The following is a 17,813-nucleotide window of genomic DNA, read 5'->3' as shown; positions in this document are numbered from 1 at the left end:
GCCGCTTGTCTCTGGGGAGTCTTAGTCGCGGCTCTGGGGGGCTGCAAGGGCCGCTCTGCCCACGAAGATGGCAAGAGCCTCAAAGTTGACGAAAACATTTTCAATTCCTCGTGCCTTCGGGATTGCCCTGACGCGCGGTCACGGATGGGCGCACGCCGACCACTTCCGACGTGAACATTGAAATGTTAATTGTCGCTTCCAGGCATGCGGCCTCTCGACAGTTTCCCTCGGGCAGCCTTATGATCCGCAGCAAAGGGTGTGGAATGAAACAGTTACTTGTCTTGAACGGGCCGAACCTGAACTTGCTGGGCATTCGCCAGCCCGAGGTCTACGGCGCGACGACATTGGCCGATGTGGAAGATCTGTGCCGTCAGACCGGTGCGGCCCTCGGGGCCGAGGTCACCTGCTATCAAAGCAACCACGAAGGGGCGCTGATCGATCAGATCCACGCAGCGCGCACCACCCGCGACGGGATCATCCTGAACGCCGGCGCTCTGACCCACACGTCGATTGCCCTGATGGATGCCATCCAGTCCGTCGAATTGCCGGTGGTCGAGTTGCATCTGTCCAACATCCACGCCCGCGAGAGTTTCCGCCACAAATCCTGGATCGCGCCGGTGGCCGTGGGTCAGATCTGCGGCTTCGGTCCGGCCGGCTATGACCTGGCCATCCGGGCACTTCTGGCACATATCGAGGCCACAACATGACGCTTCTGGACGACATCGAGGTTTTCATCAACGCCACCGCGGTGGAAGACGTCTGGGATCGTCTGGTGGTGCGGCTGGGCGACTACGGGTTCGACCGGCTGATGTACGGCTTCACCCGCTACAAGACCCAAAGCGGCTTCGGCGATCCCCAGGATCTTTTGATCCTGACCAACCATGAAGCCCGGTACACCGACCGGTTTGTCGGTGAGGCGATGTATTTCCACGCCCCCATGGTGCGCTGGTCCAGCGAGAACGTCGGCGCCTGCAGTTGGAGCTGGATTCGCGATCATCGGCACAGTATGACCCCTGCCGAACAAAAGGTCGTGATGTTCAACCAGTCGATGGGTATCACGGCCGGCTATACCATCAGCTTCCCGCATATCTCGTACCGCTATCGCGGGGCCATGGCGCTGACCGCACGGGAAGGACGGTCGCAGGACCAGGTCGACGCGGTCTGGAGCGAACATGGCCGCCAGATCGAGGCGCTGTGCAATGTGGCGCACTTGAAGCTGACCTCGCTGCCGCACAACGGCTCGCGCCGGGCCCTGACCAAGCGGCAGCGGGAAGTTCTGGAATGGGTGGGCGACGGCAAGACCACGCAGGACATCGCCACGATCATCGGACTCACCCCGGCCACTGTGGAAAAACACCTGAGACTCGCGCGAGAAGCGCTTGAGGTCGACACCACCGCACAAGCGGTCATGAAAGCTTCGCTCAAGAACCAGATATTTTTGATCGACGCAAAGGCTTGATGTCCGCACACTTTTTACGGGAAATTTGGGAATTTCTGCCCGGTCGGGAATTCCGCACTTTCAAAATCCTGTGAAATGCGCGAAAATTTACGGGTTCCCACGCTGGCGGTTTTACAACCGGGGAATATGCCGGGGCGTCCTTTCGCAATTTCGATCGGAGCCCCGGTTCTTCGGATACGTCCGAAGCGTCTGGATGACGGTGGTTTTTCATCGTCGCTGTCCGGGCAAAACCGTGAACGGGGGCTGTACCCATCCCCACAAGCAACAGCTTCCGAAAGCGATAAAGGGGCGGTTCGAATTACTTCGAACCGCCCCTTGACTGTCTGTCTCGATTTCAGGCGAAGGGCGCCGCGACAGCGCCCCCCGGAAAACCGTCTCAGCCCTGAACGGCCTTGGCCACTTCGGCTGCGAAGTCTTCTTCTTCCTTCTCGATGCCTTCGCCCACTTCCAGGCGCACGAAACCGGTGATTTCCACGCCGGCTTCCTTGGCAGCGTCACCCACGGTCAGATCCGGGTTCACCACGAAAGCCTGGCCCAGCAGGGTCACTTCCGACAGGAACTTCTTCATGCGGCCGACGATCATCTTTTCAATCACGCCTTCGGGCTTGCCGCTTTCGCGGGCAATCTCGATCTGCACCGATTTTTCCTTCTCGACCACGGCCGGGTCCAGATCCGCCTCGGACAGCGACGCCGGGTTGGCAGCGGCTACATGCATCGCAACCTGCTTGCCGAAGGCTTCGTTGTCACCGCTCAGCGCCACCAGCACACCGATCTTGCCCATGCCGTCGGCGGCCGCGTTGTGCACATAGGACACCACGGTGTTGCCTTCGACGCTGGCCATGCGGCGCAGGGTCATGTTCTCGCCGATGGTGGCGATCTTTGCGGTCAGCGTGTCGGCCACGGTCTTGCCACCCAGATCCGCGGCGGCCAGCGCGTCGATATCCGACACGTTCAGCGCAGCGTCGGCGATGGCTTTTACCATCTGCTGGAATTCAGCGTTCTTGGCGACGAAGTCGGTTTCCGAGTTCACTTCGACGGCGACGCCCTTGCCACCTTCGACGGCCAGAGCAACCAGACCTTCGGCGGCGGTGCGGCCCGATTTCTTGGCGGCCTTGGCCAGACCCTTGGTGCGCAGCCAGTCGACGGCTGCTTCCATGTCGCCATTGGTTTCGGTCAGGGCCTTCTTGGCGTCCATCATGCCGGCGCCGGTGCTGTCGCGCAGTTCTTTGACCAGTGCTGCTGTAATTGCCATGTCTGGCTCTCCTAAATCTCGCAGGGTTTCCCGCCGCGGACCGGCCGCGGCGAGTGACAGTTCTGTGACGACGGGGCTCAGCCCTCGGCGGGCTGCTCTTCGGCGGCCGGTTCGACAGCCGCGCCGGCATCGGCCAGCGCTTCTTCTTCCAGGCCCTCTTCGAAGGCGCCCAGGTCGATCCCGGCTGCGCCCATCTGTGCGGTCATACCGTCCAGCGCGGCACGGGCCACCAGATCGCAGTACAGCGAAATCGCACGCGCCGCGTCATCGTTGCCCGGAATGATGTAGTCCACGCCTTCAGGCGAACAGTTGGTGTCGACGATGGCCACGACCGGGATGCCCAGTTTCTTGGCTTCCTTGATCGCCAGATCTTCTTTCTTGACGTCGATGACGAACAGAAGGTCCGGAACACCGCCCATTTCGCGGATCCCGCCCAGCGAGGCCTGCAGTTTTGCCTGCTCGCGCTCCATGCCCAGACGCTCTTTCTTGGTCAGGCCAGCAGCGCCGACTTCCATCTGCTCGTCGATCGCCTTCAGGCGGTTGATCGAGTTGGAAACGGTTTTCCAGTTGGTGAGCGTGCCGCCCAGCCAGCGGTGGTTCATGTAGTACTGGGCGCATTTCTCGGCGGCTTCCGCGACCGATTTTTGCGCCTGGCGCTTGGTGCCGACGAACAGAACCCGGCCACCCTTGGCGACGGTTTCCTTGATGACGTTCAGCGCGGCGTCCAGCATGGGCGCGGTCTGCGTCAGATCGAGAATGTGAATCCCGTTGCGGTCGCCGTAGATGAACGGCGCCATGCGCGGGTTCCAGCGTTGGGTTTGGTGACCAAAGTGCACACCAGCTTCAAGCAGCTGGCGCATGGTAAAATCAGGCGACATATCCATATCCTTTCCGGTTTACGCCTCGGCGGGGATCAAGGGGCATTTGCCCAACCGGCGGACCTTTGAGGATTTCTCCCCCAAGAGGCCCAGCCCCACCTGCGAAGTGTGCGTGCCCTTAAAGCAAGGCTGGCGGGATTGCAAGCGCCCGGCGCAGCCAGCGACATCGACCGGGGTGGATTTCCGCAACACCGGGGTTTCTGGCGTCAACCCGCGCAATCTGTCCAAGCCGCGCTTGCAATCCGGCCCTCATTGGCTTCACTAGCGCCATGGCTAAGAACACGTCTCTCATACCCTGTATCGGCTCGGTGCTCTGGGATTTTGTCGGTCGGCATCCCCATCCGATGCGCCTGGGCGACGATCGCCCCGGCACGATCACCCGCCAGACCGGCGGCGTGGCGATGAACGTGGCGGCAACGCTGGTCCGCTTCGGCGCGCGCCCAACCGTGCTGACCTGTATCGGCACCGATCGCAACGGCGAAGAACTGATGCAGGCCTGCCGCGAAAAGGGGGTGGATACCTCGATGGTGCTGCGCCGCGCCGATCTGCCCACCGACCGCTACATGGCTGTCGAAGGCGCCAACGGGCTGATCGCGGCCATAGCCGATGCTCATTCCCTGGAAATGGCCGGTGGCGAGATTCTGGCGCCCTTCCGCGATGGCCGTCTGGCAAGTTCCGAGGCGCCCTATCGCGGCGTCATGGTGCTGGACGGCAATCTGCCCGAGGCCGTGCTGGCCGAGATCGCCGAGGATCCGGTCTTTGCCGACGCCGACCTGCGCATCGTGCCGGCGTCCCCCGGCAAGGCCCAGCGGCTGCGGCCTTTCCTGACTGCACCCAAGGCCACGCTGTACATCAATCGTGAAGAAGCCGGGCTTCTGTATGACACCGAATTCCGGTCGTCCGCCGAAGCCGCGGCGGCGCTGGTTGCCAATGGCAGCGCGCGGGTTCTGGTGACCGATGGCGCCCGACCGGCCACCGATGCCAGCCCCGACGAGGTGCTGACCGCACATCCCCCCATCGTCGAACAGCGCTGCGTGACCGGCGCGGGCGACACCTTCATGGCCAGCCATATCGCGGCCGAAGCCGCCGGCCACAAACGCGCCTTTGCGCTGGAAGCCGCCCTTCAGGCCGCTGCTACATTCGTTTCTGGACAGGACATCGCATGACAGATCTCTCCGCCCTGCCGCTTGTGTATTCCGACGAAGTGTCCCGTGCCCGCGCTGAAGGCGCCGCACTGGTGGCGCTGGAAAGCACCATCATCACCCACGGGATGCCGTATCCGCAAAACCTTGAAACGGCCCGCGCCGTGGAACAGGCGGTGCGCGACAATGGCGCGGTTCCGGCCACGATGGCGGTGCTGGACGGCAAGATCCATATCGGCCTGAACGACGACACGCTTGAGCAGCTCGCCCAGGCCCGCAATGTCGCCAAGCTGTCGCGGGCCGATCTGGCGGCCTGCCTGGCCACAGGCGGCACCGGCGCCACAACGGTCGCGGCCACCATGATCTGCGCGCGGCTGGCGGGCATCAGCGTGTTTGCAACCGGTGGGGTCGGTGGCGTGCATCCCGGTCTGGCCGAGCATTATGACATTTCCGCCGACCTGCAGGAGCTGGCGCAAACCCCGGTGACCGTGGTCTGTGCGGGTGCCAAGGCCATCCTTGACCTGCCCAAGACCTTCGAGGTTCTGGAAACCCTCGGCGTGCCGGTAATCACCGTCGGGCAAGACACCCTGCCCGCCTTCTGGTCCCGCAACTCGGGTATGCCCGCGCCGCTGCGCATGGATGATCCGGCCCAGATCGCCCGCGCCCAGGTGCTGCGCCACGCGCTTGGCCTGCCCGGCGGGCAACTGGTGGCCCAGCCAATCCCGGAATCCGCCGAGATCCCTGCCGAGGTTCTGGCCCCGGTGATCGCCCAGGCCCAGGCCGATGCCCGCACCCACAACATCAGTGCCAAGGGGCTGACGCCCTATCTGTTGCAGCGGATATTCGAACTGACCAATGGCGCATCGTTGACTGCAAACATTGCCCTGGTGTTGAACAATGCCCGTCTGGCCGCGCGCATCGCCCGAGAAATGCCTGCGCCTGCCAACTAGATTCGACCGCACTCTAACCCTATCTTCAGTGCGTTCCCTGAAAGAAGTCCCGAAGCCTGATGCTTGACCCGCACGACCACGACCACGATCGCCGCAAACGCGGCCTGCTTGCCCGGTTGCGCTCCAGCTTCCTGACCGGGATCGTGGTCATCGCCCCCATCGGACTGACCGCCTATTTCCTGTGGTCGGTGGTGGGCTGGATCGACGGCGTGGTTCTGCCGCTGGTGCCGTCGGTCTGGCGGCCCGAGCAATACATCGGCATCAACCTGCGCGGCGTGGGCGTGATCTTCTTCCTGGTCTTCACGGTCATGATCGGCTGGATCGCCAAGGGGCTGATCGGCCGGTCGCTGCTGGCCTGGGCCGAGGGCCTGGTCGATCAGATGCCCGTGGTGCGGTCGATCTACAACGGGCTGAAGCAGATCGCCGAAACCGTCTTTGCGCAGCAGGACAGCAATTTCGAGAAAGCCTGCCTGATCGAATACCCGCGCCGGGGGATCTGGGCCGTGGGCTTCATCTCGACCATGGCCAAGGGCGAGGTCAACCGCATCGCCGGCGGCTCGGAACAACTGGTCAGCGTCTTCGTGCCCACCACGCCGAACCCCACGTCCGGGTTCTTGCTGTTCTTCCCGCGCTCGGAAGTCATCGAGTTGGACATGGGCATCGAGGATGCCGCCAAACTGGTGATCTCGGCCGGTCTGGTCTACCCGGCCGAAAAGACCGATGCCGAAGGCGCGCCGCTGGTGCGCAAGCCGGCCAAGGACAAACCTGAAAGCTGGCGATGACTGCGGCCCCTGCCGTCGTCGGCTTTGCCACGGCGTTTTCCCTGATCCTTGCCATCGGCGCGCAGAACGCTTTCGTTCTGCGCCAGGGGCTGTTGCGGGCGCATGTTTTGCCGCTGGTGCTGTTCTGTGCGATTTCGGATGCCCTGCTGATCACGGCGGGCGTCGCGGGGTTCGGCGCCATCGCCGACCACCTGCCCGGCTTCCCGCGCCTGATGGCGCTGGCGGGTGCGGCGTTCCTGTTCGTGTATGGTGCGATGCGTCTGTGGGCGGCCTGGCGCGGCGACTATGCGATGACACTTGCAGGCAAATCCGCCTCTCTGGGGGCGGTTCTGGCCACCGGGGCGGCTTTCACCTGGCTCAACCCGCATGTCTATCTGGATACGCTGGCGCTGATCGGGGCGGTGTCGACACAATACCCGGACACGGGCCAGAAACTGGCCTTCGGGGTCGGCGCGGTCTCGGCCTCGTTCGTGTTCTTCTTCAGCCTGGGCTACGGTGCCCGGCTGCTGGCCCCGGTCATGCAGAGCGCGCGCGCCTGGCGCGTTCTGGACCTTGGCATCGCGCTGGTCATGTGGGCCCTGGCGGCAGGCCTGTTGCTGAGCGCGCCCTGACGGACAAGACTCCCGCCCGGACGCCTCAACCCGCGTTCAAAGGCTTACTTCGCCGCCTTTTCAATGGCTTCGCCGCTGCTTTGAATGTCCTTGCCGACACCTTCGACGGTGTTGCAGGCAGTCAGGGTCACAAGGGCGGCGATCAGGGCCAGAATACGCATGAGGCAAACTCCAAGTTTCGTTTGCACCGTGATGCAACGCGCCATGCACCCCGTCAAGATGGCACGGATCTAGCGGGGGTCAAGCGTGGCAGGACCGTCAAACAGCGCCCGCATGTTCATGCTGGAGCGTTTGCCGATATCCCCCTTGTGCGCGATCAGGAAGCGATCCATGGCCGCGTGACCGGCATCCTTCAACTGCACCATCAGGGCTCGTGCCGGTGTCGTCTTTGACGCCACCCCAAGCTGGGTCATGAAATCGTCATCCGCTACCGAATGCAGGCGGTTCTCGGTCATCCGGCCTTTGGGAAGAACCCCTTCCTCGATCAGCCGGTTGACCAGATCGATGGCACGCAGCTCTTTCATCAGGGAACTGTTGAAGCTGATCTCGTTGATCCGGTTCAGAATTTCGGTTGAAGTGAACGGCAGGTCCTCGCGCACGATGGGATTGATGTGCACGATCAGGATGTCGCGGCAGGACGACCGGTAGAACAACGGAAACAGCGCCGGGTTGCCCATATAGCCGCCATCCCAATAGGCCTCGCGCCGGCCGGTCTTGGGATCGTCGATCTCGATCGCCTGAAACACCGTCGGCAAACAGGCCGAGGCCAGAACCGCATCCGTCGTGACCTCTTCGCCGCTGAACACCCGCACCCGTCCGGTGCGCACGTTGGTGGCTGCGATCAGCAGCTTCGGGCCGGTATCCTTGCAGACATCGCCCACCGCCATCATCTCGTCCACCACCGAACGCAGCGGATGATAGCCTGTCGGGTTCAACTGGTAAGGCGAAAACGCCCGGGTGACCCCTTCGGTGGCCAGCGCGGTGGGGCTGAATTCCAGCATCCGCGACAGGATCGCCGGCGAGGGGGCCACCAGCCGCAGCCAGTCGGCCATCACCTCGGCCACATGGCCGTCGATACCGGCCAGCCGCAGCCAGAAGTCCGCCAGCGCCTGTTTGGCCCCGTCCCGCCCGCCGCTGATCCATCCGGCCTTGAACGCGGTGGCATTCATGGCGCCGGCAGAGGTGGCCGAGATCGCTTCGACCTCGATATCCTCTTCATCCAGCAGGCGATCAAGCGCCCCCCATGTGAAGGCGCCATGCGCACCGCCACCCTGCAAGGCCAGATTGATCTTCTTCATTTCTTGCCCTCGTTCCATTTGGCCAGAAGATCGCTGACACGGACGCCGTCGATCGTCATGCCGATCATGTTGGCGTTCGTGATCCGCAGGTCGCGCAGGTCCACGTTGTCGATCACCCCGCCTTGCAGGGTGGCCCCGGTGATCGACATCTTGGACATGTTGGCGTTGCGGACTGATGTGCCGGACAGATCCACGTCGTCAAGCGCCAGTTCCGACAGCTTGCAGCGCTGAAAGGTCGATCTTTCAAGGCTGACTCGAGTCAGATGCGAGTTTGGCAGCAGCCGGTTGTCCAGAACCAGCCGCGCGCCGCCCTCGCCGTCGTCTTCAATCCCGTCCGACGGCATCACAAGGCCGTCCAGCCGCCATCAACACTGATGGTCGTGCCGGTGATCTGGGCTGCAGCGTCGGAACACAGGAACACCACGGTGCCGCCCATCTGTTCGACGGTGGCGAACTCCTTGGACGGCTGGCGCTGCAGCATGACGTTCTTGATGACGTCTTCGCGGCTCATGTCGTATTCCTTCATGGTGTCGGGGATCTGGGCCTCGACCAGCGGGGTCAGCACATAGCCGGGGCAGACCGCGTTGGCGGTGATCGGTTCCTGCGCGGTTTCCAGCGCGACAACCTTGGTCATGCCCACGACCCCGTGCTTGGCCGCCACATAGGCGGATTTGAAGGGCGATGCGGTCAACCCATGCGCCGAAGCGATGTTGACCACCCGACCCCACCCGGACTCGCGCATCTTCGGCAGCGCGGCGGCGGTTGTATGAAAGGCCGAGTTCATGTTGATCTCGATGATCCGATCCCATGTTTCCGGCGGAAACTGATCGATGGGCGCGACATGCTGGATGCCGGCGTTGTTGACCAGAATGTCACAGCGTCCCGCCTGTTCGATCAGGGCGCGGCATTCGTCGCCCACCGACATGTCGGCCTTGATGTAGCGCGCCGTCACACCGTGCTCGGCCCCGATCTTTTCGGCCAGTGCATGATCTTCGTCCCGGTCGGTGAACGAGTTCAGCACCACATCCGCCCCGGCCTTGGCCAGTTCGATGGCGATGCCCAGCCCGATGCCAGAGTTTGACCCTGTCAAGACAGCAGTTTTTCCCTTCAGCGACATGATACGTCCTTTCGTCTGTTATGTTTGACGAGAGGCTATATCCTGCGCCTGCGAAGGCCAGACGAAACTTGCGCCGCGATGCCGCAGGTCAAAAAAAAGCGCCCGCACAAGGCGGGCGCAAGTCATTGAGGCAGGTTTCATACAGGCAAGAAACCTATCGAGCAGTGAGTTCAATATAAGCAATTCGCCAACGGGCTCCAACCAAAAAATTTGATTGGTCTCTAAAGTTTGATAATTTCAGCAGCAGGTTAGAACGAGCAGGTAAAACCGATGTCCCCGATAACTTCTCTTGTGCTGCGCGCAACACGCAGCGCAACCATGGCGATTGCATTTGCAGGCGCCGCCTTCGCTGAACCCCAACATGGCATAGCTATGTATGGTGACCCGGCCCTTCCACCGGATTTTGTGTCCCTCCCCTACGCCAACCCGAATGCGCCCACAGGCGGCCGGATCGTCTTCGGGGAAACCGGCGGGTTTGATTCTCTCAACCCCCACATTCTGAAAGGTCGCGCGCCCTGGGGTGTGCGCGCGCATGTGTTCGAAAGCCTGATGGGCCGAAATTACGACGAGCCGTTCACGCTTTATGGCCTTCTGGCCGAATCAGTCGAGACCGGACCTGACCGCGATTGGGTTGAGTTTTCGTTACGCCCCGAGGCGAAATTCTCCGATGGCAGCCCGGTCACGGTGGAAGATGTCATCTGGACCTTCGAAACCCTCGGCACCCAGGGTCACCCGAGATTTCATTCGTCCTGGCAAAAGGTGGACAGCATCGCGGCCACCGGCCCGCGCAGTGTCCGCATCACCTTCAATCAGCCCGACCGCGAACTGGCCCTGATCATGGGCCTGCGCCCGATCTTTCAGAAGGCACAATGGGAAGGTCTGGATTTCGCCGAAAGCTCGATGATCGCGCCCATCGCCACCGGGCCCTATGTCGTGGCCGAGGCCGAACCGGGGCGCAAGCTGGTGCTGAAGCGCAACCCGGACTACTGGGGCAAGGATCTGCCGTTCAATGCCGGGCGTCACAATCTCGACGAGATCCGCTATGACTTCTTCGCCGATGGCGGTGTGATGTTCGAAGCCTTCAAGGCCGGAGTCCTCAACTCCTACCGCGAGGGCGATGCCGCCCGCTGGGAAGACGGCTATGACTGGCCGGCGGTGAAATCGGGCGCGGTGGTGAAATCGGAAATCCCGCACCAGCGGCCCACCGGCATTAGCGGACTGGTGTTCAACACGCGGTCCGAAGTCTTTGCCGACTGGCGCGTGCGCGAGGCGCTGCTGCACGCCTTCAACTATGAATTCATCGCCCAGACCCAGACCGGCGGCCGCGATCCGCGCATTCCCAGCTATTTCGGCAATTCGGTACTGGCGATGCAGGACGGCCCGGCCGAGGGCCGCGTCCGTGAATTGCTTGAACCATTCGCCGACGATCTCCTGCCCGGCGCACTTGACGGCTATGCCCTGCCCGTGGGCGATGGCTCGGCGCGCAACCGCAAGAACATCCGCGCCGCTGTCGCGCTGCTGGAAGAGGCTGGCTGGGACCCCGTCGACGGCGTGTTGATGAAGGATGGCGAGCCGTTCACCTTCGAGATCGTCATGCGGCAGGGCGAGGCCGACTTCCAGGCTATCGTGAACATCTACGTGCAGGCGCTGGAACGGCTGGGCATCACCCCGGTGGTCACCACCATCGACAGCGCACAGTTTCGTGAACGCACCAATGCCTATGACTTCGACATGGCCTTCTATACGCGGGGCCTGTCGCTCAGCCCCGGCAACGAACAGATGCTGTATTGGGGATCGCGCGGCGTGACCGAACCGGGCTCGCGCAACTGGATGGGGATGAACTCGCCCGCTGCCGAGGCGATGATCGAGACCATGCTGAACGCGACAAGCCGCGAGGATTTCATCGCTGCCACCCGCGCGCTGGATCGGGTGCTGACCACGGGCCGCTACGTGATCCCGTTGTGGTATTCCGACCGGTCCCGCATTGCCCATGCCGCCGAGTTGCAGTTTCCCGAGACGTTGCCGATCTACGGCGACTGGATCGGCTGGCAACCCGACGTCTGGTGGTGGCAGGAGTAGCGGGTCATGGCCGAGGTCACAGTCGTTCCGCTGACCGGCTTTGCGCTGGACCCCGCCGCCGGGTTGGTGCGCGACTACACCCGGCCCGAAGGCAACCGGCCCGAGAAGTATCTTGAGCGGTACGACCGGCTGACCCTGATCTACGACGCTGTCCGCACCCCGGATGGCCGCCAGATCATCCTGAACGCTCCGCCGATGCTGAACCTGTGGGCGCCGTTCAAGGCCGGGCTCCGGGCCAACGGGCAGCCGGTGACCCGGATCAAGCGGCACGTCTGGAAGCGCACCGATCAAATCCGGGTCACCGGCGCCAAAGGCGCGCTGGCGGTGGACATGGGAACCAGGACCTATGACATCCCGGTGCGCGCAGCCCAGACCGACCGCTTTGCCGGGCTGAACTGCCTGTTGGCGCTGAACAAGAACAACGCCATCCCCTGGGTGCGCGACTGGGTGCGCTACAACGTCAACCGGCACGGGGCCGAGGGGGTTGTGCTGATCGACAACGGGTCTGACGCCTATCCGCTGGAGGATCTGGCCGCCGCATTGCGCGACATTCCCGGTCTGAAACAGGGGCTGATCTATTCCGCGCCCTTCCCCTATGGCCCGACCATGGCCGCCTCGCGCAAGGGCGAGCGCAACCCGCGCTTTTTCCAAAGCACCATGCTGAACCTTGCGCGCAGCGATGCACTGGCCCGCGCGGCGGCGGTGCTGAGCGTAGACATCGACGAAATCGTGCACGGCCCCGAGGATCGCACCATTTTCGAGGTCACCCGCGCCAATCCGCTGGGCATGACCACGGTCTTCGGGTTCTGGGGCTATCCGGCCTCGGAATCCGAGATCCCGGCCCTGCAGCGCGACCATCGCTTTCGCACAAAGCCGAACAAGAAATGTAATCGCAAATGGTGCATCGTGCCGGGCGGGATCATCGACCGGCTGGCGGTCTGGGATCCGCACCAGGTGGGCGGTCTCCTGCAGAACCTGTTCACCGTGTCCAAGGACTTTCGGCACATGCATTGCCGGGGCACCACCACCGGCTGGAAAACTACGCGCAAACCGTTCCCCACGGAATTGCATCATGATCCGGCGCTGGATGTGATGTGGGAGACATACCTGCCGCCCGAGCCGTGACATCCGCACGCAGCCGCCCGGCTTGCGTCTGGCGCAACCGCACCCTAGGCCAGCCCCATGACCTCACTGTTTGACAAGGGCCCCTTTGCGCCCTGCCCAACCCCGTTCAACTTGGCCGCCCATGTGTTGCGCCGGGCCGAGGCCTGTGGCGACACACCGGCGCTGATCCTGACCGGACCAGACCAGGACACGGTCTGGACCTTTGCAGAGTTGCAGGCCCGTGTGCTGGGCATTGCCGGGGGCTTGCAGGCACAGGGGCTGCGGCCCGGCGCGCGTATCCTGCTGCGTCTGGGCAACACAGTGGAATTCCCGCTGGCCTATCTGGGCGCGATTGCCGCCGGGATGGTGCCGGTGCCGACCTCGGCCCAGCTGACCACGCCCGAGATCACCGCAATCTGCGCCGGGCTGGCCCCGGACCTGATCATCGCGGGCGCGGGCGTGGCCCTGCCTGACCCGCTGCCCTGCCCGGTGCTGACCGAAGCGGCGTTTCACGCGTTGGCCGATCATCCGCCCGCCGCCTTCGACATGGGCGATCCGAACCGGGCCGCCTACATCATCTATACCTCGGGCACCGCCGGGGTGCCGCGCGCGGTGATCCATGCGCATCGGGCGGTCTGGGCGCGGCAGATGATGGTGCGGGGCTGGTACGATCTGCGCCCCGAAGACCGGGTGTTTCACGCCGGCGCCTTCAACTGGACCTATACGCTGGGCACCGGCCTGCTGGACCCCTGGGCCATGGGGGCCACCGCGATCATCCCCGAAGCCGGGCAGGCCAGCGCCGATCTGCCCGCGCTTCTGGCGCGGCACGGGGCCACGATCTTTGCCGCGGCACCGGGGGTCTATCGCCAGATGCTGGCTGCCGGACCGTTGCCGCAGATGCCGCGCCTGCGCCACGGCCTGTCAGCGGGTGAAAAACTGTCGCCGCAGATCCGCCAGAGGTGGGAAGCCGCCACCGGCACCGCCATCCACGAAGCCTTTGGCATGTCGGAATGTTCAACCTTCATCTCCGGCGCGCCGACGCATCCCGCCCCCGAGGCAACGCTGGGCTATCCGCAACCGGGGCGGCGGCTGGCCGTTCTGGACGCGGAAGGCGTGCCCGTCGCGTTCGATACCCCCGGCACCATTGCCGTACATCACAGCGACCCCGGCCTGATGCTGGGCTACATGGGCGCCGAGGCCGACACCCGCGCCCGGTTCACCCGGGATGGCCAGTGGTTTCTGACCGGGGATCAAGGCTCCATGGCTGCCGATCACGCGATCACCTATCTGGGCCGCGCCGACGACATGATGAACGCAGGCGGCTACCGCGTCTCGCCCATCGAGGTCGAGACCGCCCTGCGCGCCCATCCCTGCCTGACCGAGGTCGCCGTTGTCGAAGTGCTGCTGAAACCCGGCGTTACTGGAATCGCCGCGTTCTACACCGGACCGGCAGAGGTGCCACAGGACGAACTCGCCGCATTTGCGGAAAGCCGTCTGGCCCGCTACAAACGCCCGAAGCTGTACCGGAAACTGGACGCCCTGCCGCATGGGGCCAACGGAAAAATCCTGCGCCGCGCCTTGCGCGACGCCTATGAAGGGCCACAATGACGAAACTCGAGATATTCTCCGACCCGATCTGCCCCTGGTGCCTGATCGGCAAGACCCGGCTGGACCGCGCCCTGGCTACCCAGCCAGATCACCCGTTCCAGATTGCCTGGTATCCGTTCCAGCTGAACCCTGACATGCCCGCCGAGGGCATGGATCGCCGCGCCTATCTTGAGGCCAAGTTCGGTGGGCGCGACGGGGCGCTGAGGGTCTATGGCCAGATCGCCGAAACCGCCGAGGCCGAGGGCATCGAGATTGATTTCGCCGCCATCCAGCGCACGCCGAACACCCTGAACGCCCATCGGCTGATCCATTGGGCCGGTATCGAGGGCCATCAGAACGCTGTGGTCGACGCGCTGTTCGCCGCCTATTTCCAACAGGGCCGCGACATCGGGGATATCGAAGTTCTGAGCGACATTGCCGATGCATGCGGCCTGGATGCCGCCGTGATCCTGAAGCTGCTGAAAAGCGACGTCGATGTGAAGGTCATCCGCGAAGGCGATGAAGCGGCCCGCAAGATGGGCATCACCGCTGCCCCAACCTTCATCGTCGGCGGCGCACATGCGGTGCCCGGCGCCCAGCCCACCGAGTTGTGGCAGAAGGTGATTTCCGAGCTTTCCGCAGCCGCCAGCTGACACGTTGGTCCGGGCATCGGATCGCGTTGCGCAATCCGGTGCCCGAAAGACATTGTGCGGGAACGCACCGAATATTGTGCATGCGGGGGGCTTGAGCTTCCCGTCTGCTTGGCCGTATGTCTGAACCGAGCGGTTCATTTTTCCGCCAGGATCGCACGAGCCGCCCCTCCGGCCCGTCGCAGCACAGACAGGCCAACCCATGACCCACCCCCAGCGTCCCGAGCGACGCCCCATCTCGCGCGTGGAATTCGTGGCCATGATGGCGATGATCGTCGCCATCGTGGCTTTTTCGCTGGACGCCATGTTGCCCGCCATCCCCGAGATCGGCGCCACCCTGTCGCCCGACCGGCCAGAACGCGCCAGCCTGACGGTGCCCTTCTTTGCCCTGGGCATGGGATTGGGCACGCTGTTCGTGGGGCCGCTTGCCGATGCCTACGGACGCAAGCCGGTCCTGTTCGCCTTCGTGGCGCTGTATTGCGCGGGCGCGGCGCTGGCCGTAACAGCCGACTCCATGAACATGCTGTTGCTGGCGCGGGTGATCCAGGGGCTGGGGGCCGCCGGGCCGCGCATCGTCGCGACGGCCGTGGTACGAGATCGCCATTCCGGGCGCGACATGGCGCGGCTGATGTCTTTCATCATGATGGTCTTCGCCCTGGTGCCGGCGATTGCGCCGGCTGCCGGGGCGCTGATCCTTGCGGTGGCCGGATGGCGCGCCATCTTCCTGGCCTTCATCGTCTTCGCAGTTCTGGTCAGCCTGTGGTACGGGTTGCGCCAGCCCGAGACCCTCGACCCGGCAGATCGCCGTCCGCTCAACTTCGGGCGCACGCTGGACGGCGCGCGCGAGACCCTGTCGCATGACGTGGTGCGCCGGTCGATCCTGGTTCAGATTCTGGTGTTCGGAATGCTGTTCGGGAACCTGTCCACGATCCAGCCTTCCTTCGACCAGATCTACGGCAAGGGGGCCGAGTTTCCGGCGTGGTTCGCGCTGATCGCCTGTTTCGGCGCGTTCATGGGATTCGTGAACGCGAAGGTGGTGATGCGGGCCGGGATGCGCAAGGTGATCCGCAACGCGTTGTGCGTGCAGTTTGCCTGTTCGGTACTGTTCCTGTGCAGCGGTCTGGCCAACCTTGGCACCGGCACGGCCGGATTCGCGGCGTATTACCTCTGGGCAACCTCGGTGTTCCTGCTGGTGTCCTTCGTGCTGGGCAATCTGAACGCGCTGGCGCTGGAGCCGTTGGGACATCTGGCCGGGACCGCGTCATCGGTCATTGCGGCCCTGTCGACAGTGGGTGCCGCCCTGGTCACGATCCCGGTCACTTTGGCCTTCAGCAGCGCATCGCCCATGCCCGTCGCCCTGGTGATGAGCCTGCTGACCGTGCCCGCACTGTTCCTGATGTGGCGCGTCCCGCGAGACGCACCGCAACCGGCCTGATCGGCGTCAGGCCACTGCCATCAACCCGGCCTGCTGAACGATGGCATGGGTTTCATCCAGCGCCCTGGTGGCACGCCGGATCAACTCGTCCACCTCGTCCTCGGTGATGGTCAGGGGCGGGGCAATGATCATCCGGTCGCCCACATGGCGCATCACCAGGTCGTTGGCAAAGGCCCGGTCGCGGCAGATCTCGCCGACGACGCCTTCGTTCGCGGCAAAGGCCGCCCGGCGCGCCTTGTCCGGCGTCAGGGCCAGGGCTGCCATCAGCCCGCAGCTCTCGGCCCGGCCTACCAGCGGGTGATCTTCCAGCCCGGCCCAGGCGCGCGTCAGGTAGGGACCGATGTGGTCGCGCACCCGCCCGATCAATTTTTCGGTTTCCAGGATCTCAAGGTTGGCCAGCGCCACCGCCGCCGCCACCGGATGCCCTGAATAGGTATAGCCATGGGCGAAATCGCCCGCCTGGCCAACCACATCGGCAATCTCGTCACTGACCATCGAGCCGCCGATGGGCATGTAGCCGGAACTGAGCCCCTTGGCGATGGTCATGATATCGGGTTTCAGGTCGAAGGTCTGCGAGCCGAACCAGTTGCCGGTGCGGCCAAAGCCGGTGATGACCTCGTCCACGATCAGCAGCAGATCATGGACTTTGCAGATCGTCGTGATCTCGGGCCAGTAGCTGTCGGGCGGGATGATGACCCCACCGGCGCCCTGTATCGGCTCGGCGATGAAGGCCGCGACCGTGTCGGCACCGATGCGATGGATGGCCTCTTCCAGCTCTTGCGCCCGTGCCTTGCCGAATTCCTCGGGCGTCATGTTGCCGCCTTCGCTGTACCAATGCGGTTGGCCGATCCGTTCGATCCCCGGGATCGGCAGCGCGCCCTGCGCATGCATCGCCGCCATACCGCCCAGCGAGGCACCGCCGATGGTCGAGCCGTGATAGGCGTTCTTGCGCGAGATGATGACCTGTTTCTGCGGTTTGCCCTTGGACGCCCAATAGTGCCGGACAAGGCGAATATTGGTGTCATTGGCTTCCGAGCCCGAGCTGGAATAGAACACGTGGTTCAGATCGCAGGGCGCCAGGTCCGCCAGCTTGGCCGCCAGCGCGATGGCCGGCGGATGGGTGGTCTGGAAGAAGGTGTTGGAAAACGCCAGTTCGCGCATCTGCGCGGCCGCAACCTCGGCCAGTTCGGCGCGCCCGTGCCCGATGTTCACGCACCAGAGCCCGGACATGCCGTCCAGCATCTGGCGCCCGTCGCTGTCTGTCAGCCAGACGCCTTCGCCCTTGGTGATGACCCGCGCGCCCTTTTTGGCCAGCGCGGCGTCGTCGGTGAAGGGATGCATGTGATGGGCTGCGTCCTGAGCCTGCAGGTCGGACGTGGTTGGATGGGCGCGCACGAGAGATCCTTTCCCGAATTGATCGCGCCTCAATATCCAGGGCGCGGCTTGCGCCGCAAGAGGGAGTTTCCCGG

Annotated in this window: 18 protein-coding genes; 11 read left to right on the top strand and 7 right to left on the bottom strand. The window is 64.0% G+C overall.

The window, feature by feature from the left end; translation table 11 throughout:
• Nucleotides 1–263: 263 nt before the first annotated feature.
• Both aroQ and H8B03_RS11645 read left to right on the top strand, forming a co-directional pair.
• Complete coding sequence (gene aroQ / locus H8B03_RS11650) at nt 264–707, top strand: type II 3-dehydroquinate dehydratase (protein WP_193141977.1); 444 nt, start codon at nt 264–266, stop codon at nt 705–707.
• A complete protein-coding gene (locus tag H8B03_RS11645) occupies nt 704–1,459 on the top strand; it encodes a LuxR family transcriptional regulator (protein WP_193141975.1) in 756 nt (251 codons plus the stop codon). Before aroQ ends, H8B03_RS11645 begins: the two co-directional genes overlap by 4 nt.
• Nucleotides 1,460–1,835: 376 nt before the next feature.
• On the opposite strand, the gene tsf is transcribed toward H8B03_RS11645, so the two are convergent.
• Together tsf and rpsB are read right to left on the bottom strand one after the other, a co-directional pair.
• Entirely contained in the window at nt 1,836–2,711 is an 876-nt protein-coding gene (tsf, locus tag H8B03_RS11640; RefSeq protein WP_193141972.1) for a translation elongation factor Ts, read from the bottom strand.
• 77 nt (nt 2,712–2,788) lie between these two features.
• Nucleotides 2,789–3,595, bottom strand: coding sequence for a 30S ribosomal protein S2 (gene rpsB / locus H8B03_RS11635; protein ID WP_394355470.1), 807 nt, complete (start codon nt 3,593–3,595; stop codon nt 2,789–2,791).
• 263 nt (nt 3,596–3,858) lie between these two features.
• Here rpsB and H8B03_RS11630 point away from each other — a divergent pair, with 263 nt between their 5' ends.
• Genes H8B03_RS11630 through H8B03_RS11615 form a run of 4 tightly spaced genes read left to right on the top strand, consistent with a single transcriptional unit; the run spans nt 3,859 to nt 7,074 of the window.
• Complete coding sequence (locus H8B03_RS11630) at nt 3,859–4,755, top strand: PfkB family carbohydrate kinase (protein WP_193141968.1); 897 nt, start codon at nt 3,859–3,861, stop codon at nt 4,753–4,755.
• The gene (locus tag H8B03_RS11625; protein ID WP_193141966.1) at nt 4,752–5,681 is read left to right on the top strand and encodes a pseudouridine-5'-phosphate glycosidase; all 930 of its coding nucleotides are present in this window, start codon (nt 4,752–4,754) and stop codon (nt 5,679–5,681) included. Before H8B03_RS11630 ends, H8B03_RS11625 begins: the two co-directional genes overlap by 4 nt.
• Nucleotides 5,682–5,740: 59 nt before the next feature.
• Entirely contained in the window at nt 5,741–6,463 is a 723-nt protein-coding gene (locus H8B03_RS11620; RefSeq protein ID WP_193141964.1) for a DUF502 domain-containing protein, read from the top strand.
• Nucleotides 6,460–7,074 (top strand): LysE/ArgO family amino acid transporter, encoded by a 615-nt coding sequence (locus H8B03_RS11615; RefSeq protein ID WP_193141962.1) that lies wholly within the window; start codon nt 6,460–6,462, stop codon nt 7,072–7,074. Before H8B03_RS11620 ends, H8B03_RS11615 begins: the two co-directional genes overlap by 4 nt.
• A 44-nt stretch (nt 7,075–7,118) precedes the next feature.
• On the opposite strand, the gene H8B03_RS11610 is transcribed toward H8B03_RS11615, so the two are convergent.
• From H8B03_RS11610 to H8B03_RS11595, 4 genes are all read right to left on the bottom strand, one after another.
• A complete protein-coding gene (locus H8B03_RS11610) occupies nt 7,119–7,235 on the bottom strand; it encodes an entericidin A/B family lipoprotein (RefSeq protein WP_193141960.1) in 117 nt (38 codons plus the stop codon).
• Nucleotides 7,236–7,304: 69 nt separating this feature from the next.
• Entirely contained in the window at nt 7,305–8,372 is a 1,068-nt protein-coding gene (locus H8B03_RS11605; protein ID WP_193141958.1) for a patatin-like phospholipase family protein, read from the bottom strand.
• Nucleotides 8,369–8,716 (bottom strand): pentapeptide repeat-containing protein, encoded by a 348-nt coding sequence (locus tag H8B03_RS11600; protein WP_193141956.1) that lies wholly within the window; start codon nt 8,714–8,716, stop codon nt 8,369–8,371. The genes H8B03_RS11605 and H8B03_RS11600 overlap by 4 nt, the downstream gene beginning before the upstream one ends.
• Complete coding sequence (locus tag H8B03_RS11595; RefSeq protein ID WP_193141954.1) at nt 8,716–9,489, bottom strand: 3-hydroxybutyrate dehydrogenase; 774 nt, start codon at nt 9,487–9,489, stop codon at nt 8,716–8,718. The genes H8B03_RS11600 and H8B03_RS11595 overlap by 1 nt, the downstream gene beginning before the upstream one ends.
• Before the next feature lie 270 nt (nt 9,490–9,759).
• Here H8B03_RS11595 and H8B03_RS11590 point away from each other — a divergent pair, with 270 nt between their 5' ends.
• From H8B03_RS11590 to H8B03_RS11570, 5 genes are all read left to right on the top strand, one after another.
• A complete protein-coding gene (locus H8B03_RS11590) occupies nt 9,760–11,568 on the top strand; it encodes an extracellular solute-binding protein (RefSeq protein WP_193141952.1) in 1,809 nt (602 codons plus the stop codon).
• 6 nt (nt 11,569–11,574) lie between these two features.
• Nucleotides 11,575–12,693: a hypothetical protein gene (locus H8B03_RS11585; RefSeq protein WP_193141949.1), complete on the top strand. Its 1,119-nt coding sequence runs from the start codon at nt 11,575–11,577 to the stop codon at nt 12,691–12,693.
• A gap of 57 nt (nt 12,694–12,750) precedes the next feature.
• Nucleotides 12,751–14,280: a class I adenylate-forming enzyme family protein gene (locus tag H8B03_RS11580; RefSeq protein WP_193141948.1), complete on the top strand. Its 1,530-nt coding sequence runs from the start codon at nt 12,751–12,753 to the stop codon at nt 14,278–14,280.
• Nucleotides 14,277–14,912: a DsbA family oxidoreductase gene (locus tag H8B03_RS11575; protein ID WP_193141946.1), complete on the top strand. Its 636-nt coding sequence runs from the start codon at nt 14,277–14,279 to the stop codon at nt 14,910–14,912. Before H8B03_RS11580 ends, H8B03_RS11575 begins: the two co-directional genes overlap by 4 nt.
• A 199-nt stretch (nt 14,913–15,111) precedes the next feature.
• Nucleotides 15,112–16,344, top strand: a complete 1,233-nt coding sequence (locus H8B03_RS11570) for a multidrug effflux MFS transporter (protein WP_193141943.1) — start codon at nt 15,112–15,114, stop codon at nt 16,342–16,344.
• Between the two features lie 6 nt (nt 16,345–16,350).
• On the opposite strand, the gene H8B03_RS11565 is transcribed toward H8B03_RS11570, so the two are convergent.
• A complete protein-coding gene (locus tag H8B03_RS11565) occupies nt 16,351–17,739 on the bottom strand; it encodes an aspartate aminotransferase family protein (protein WP_319022475.1) in 1,389 nt (462 codons plus the stop codon).
• Between the last annotated feature and the right edge of the window lie 74 nt (nt 17,740–17,813).

The sequence above is a fragment of the Meridianimarinicoccus sp. MJW13 genome (assembly GCF_014901205.1).
Taxonomy (GTDB): domain Bacteria; phylum Pseudomonadota; class Alphaproteobacteria; order Rhodobacterales; family Rhodobacteraceae; genus Meridianimarinicoccus.
Note: the sequence above shows the minus strand (reverse complement) of the source record. Positions and strands in the feature narration are given on the sequence as shown.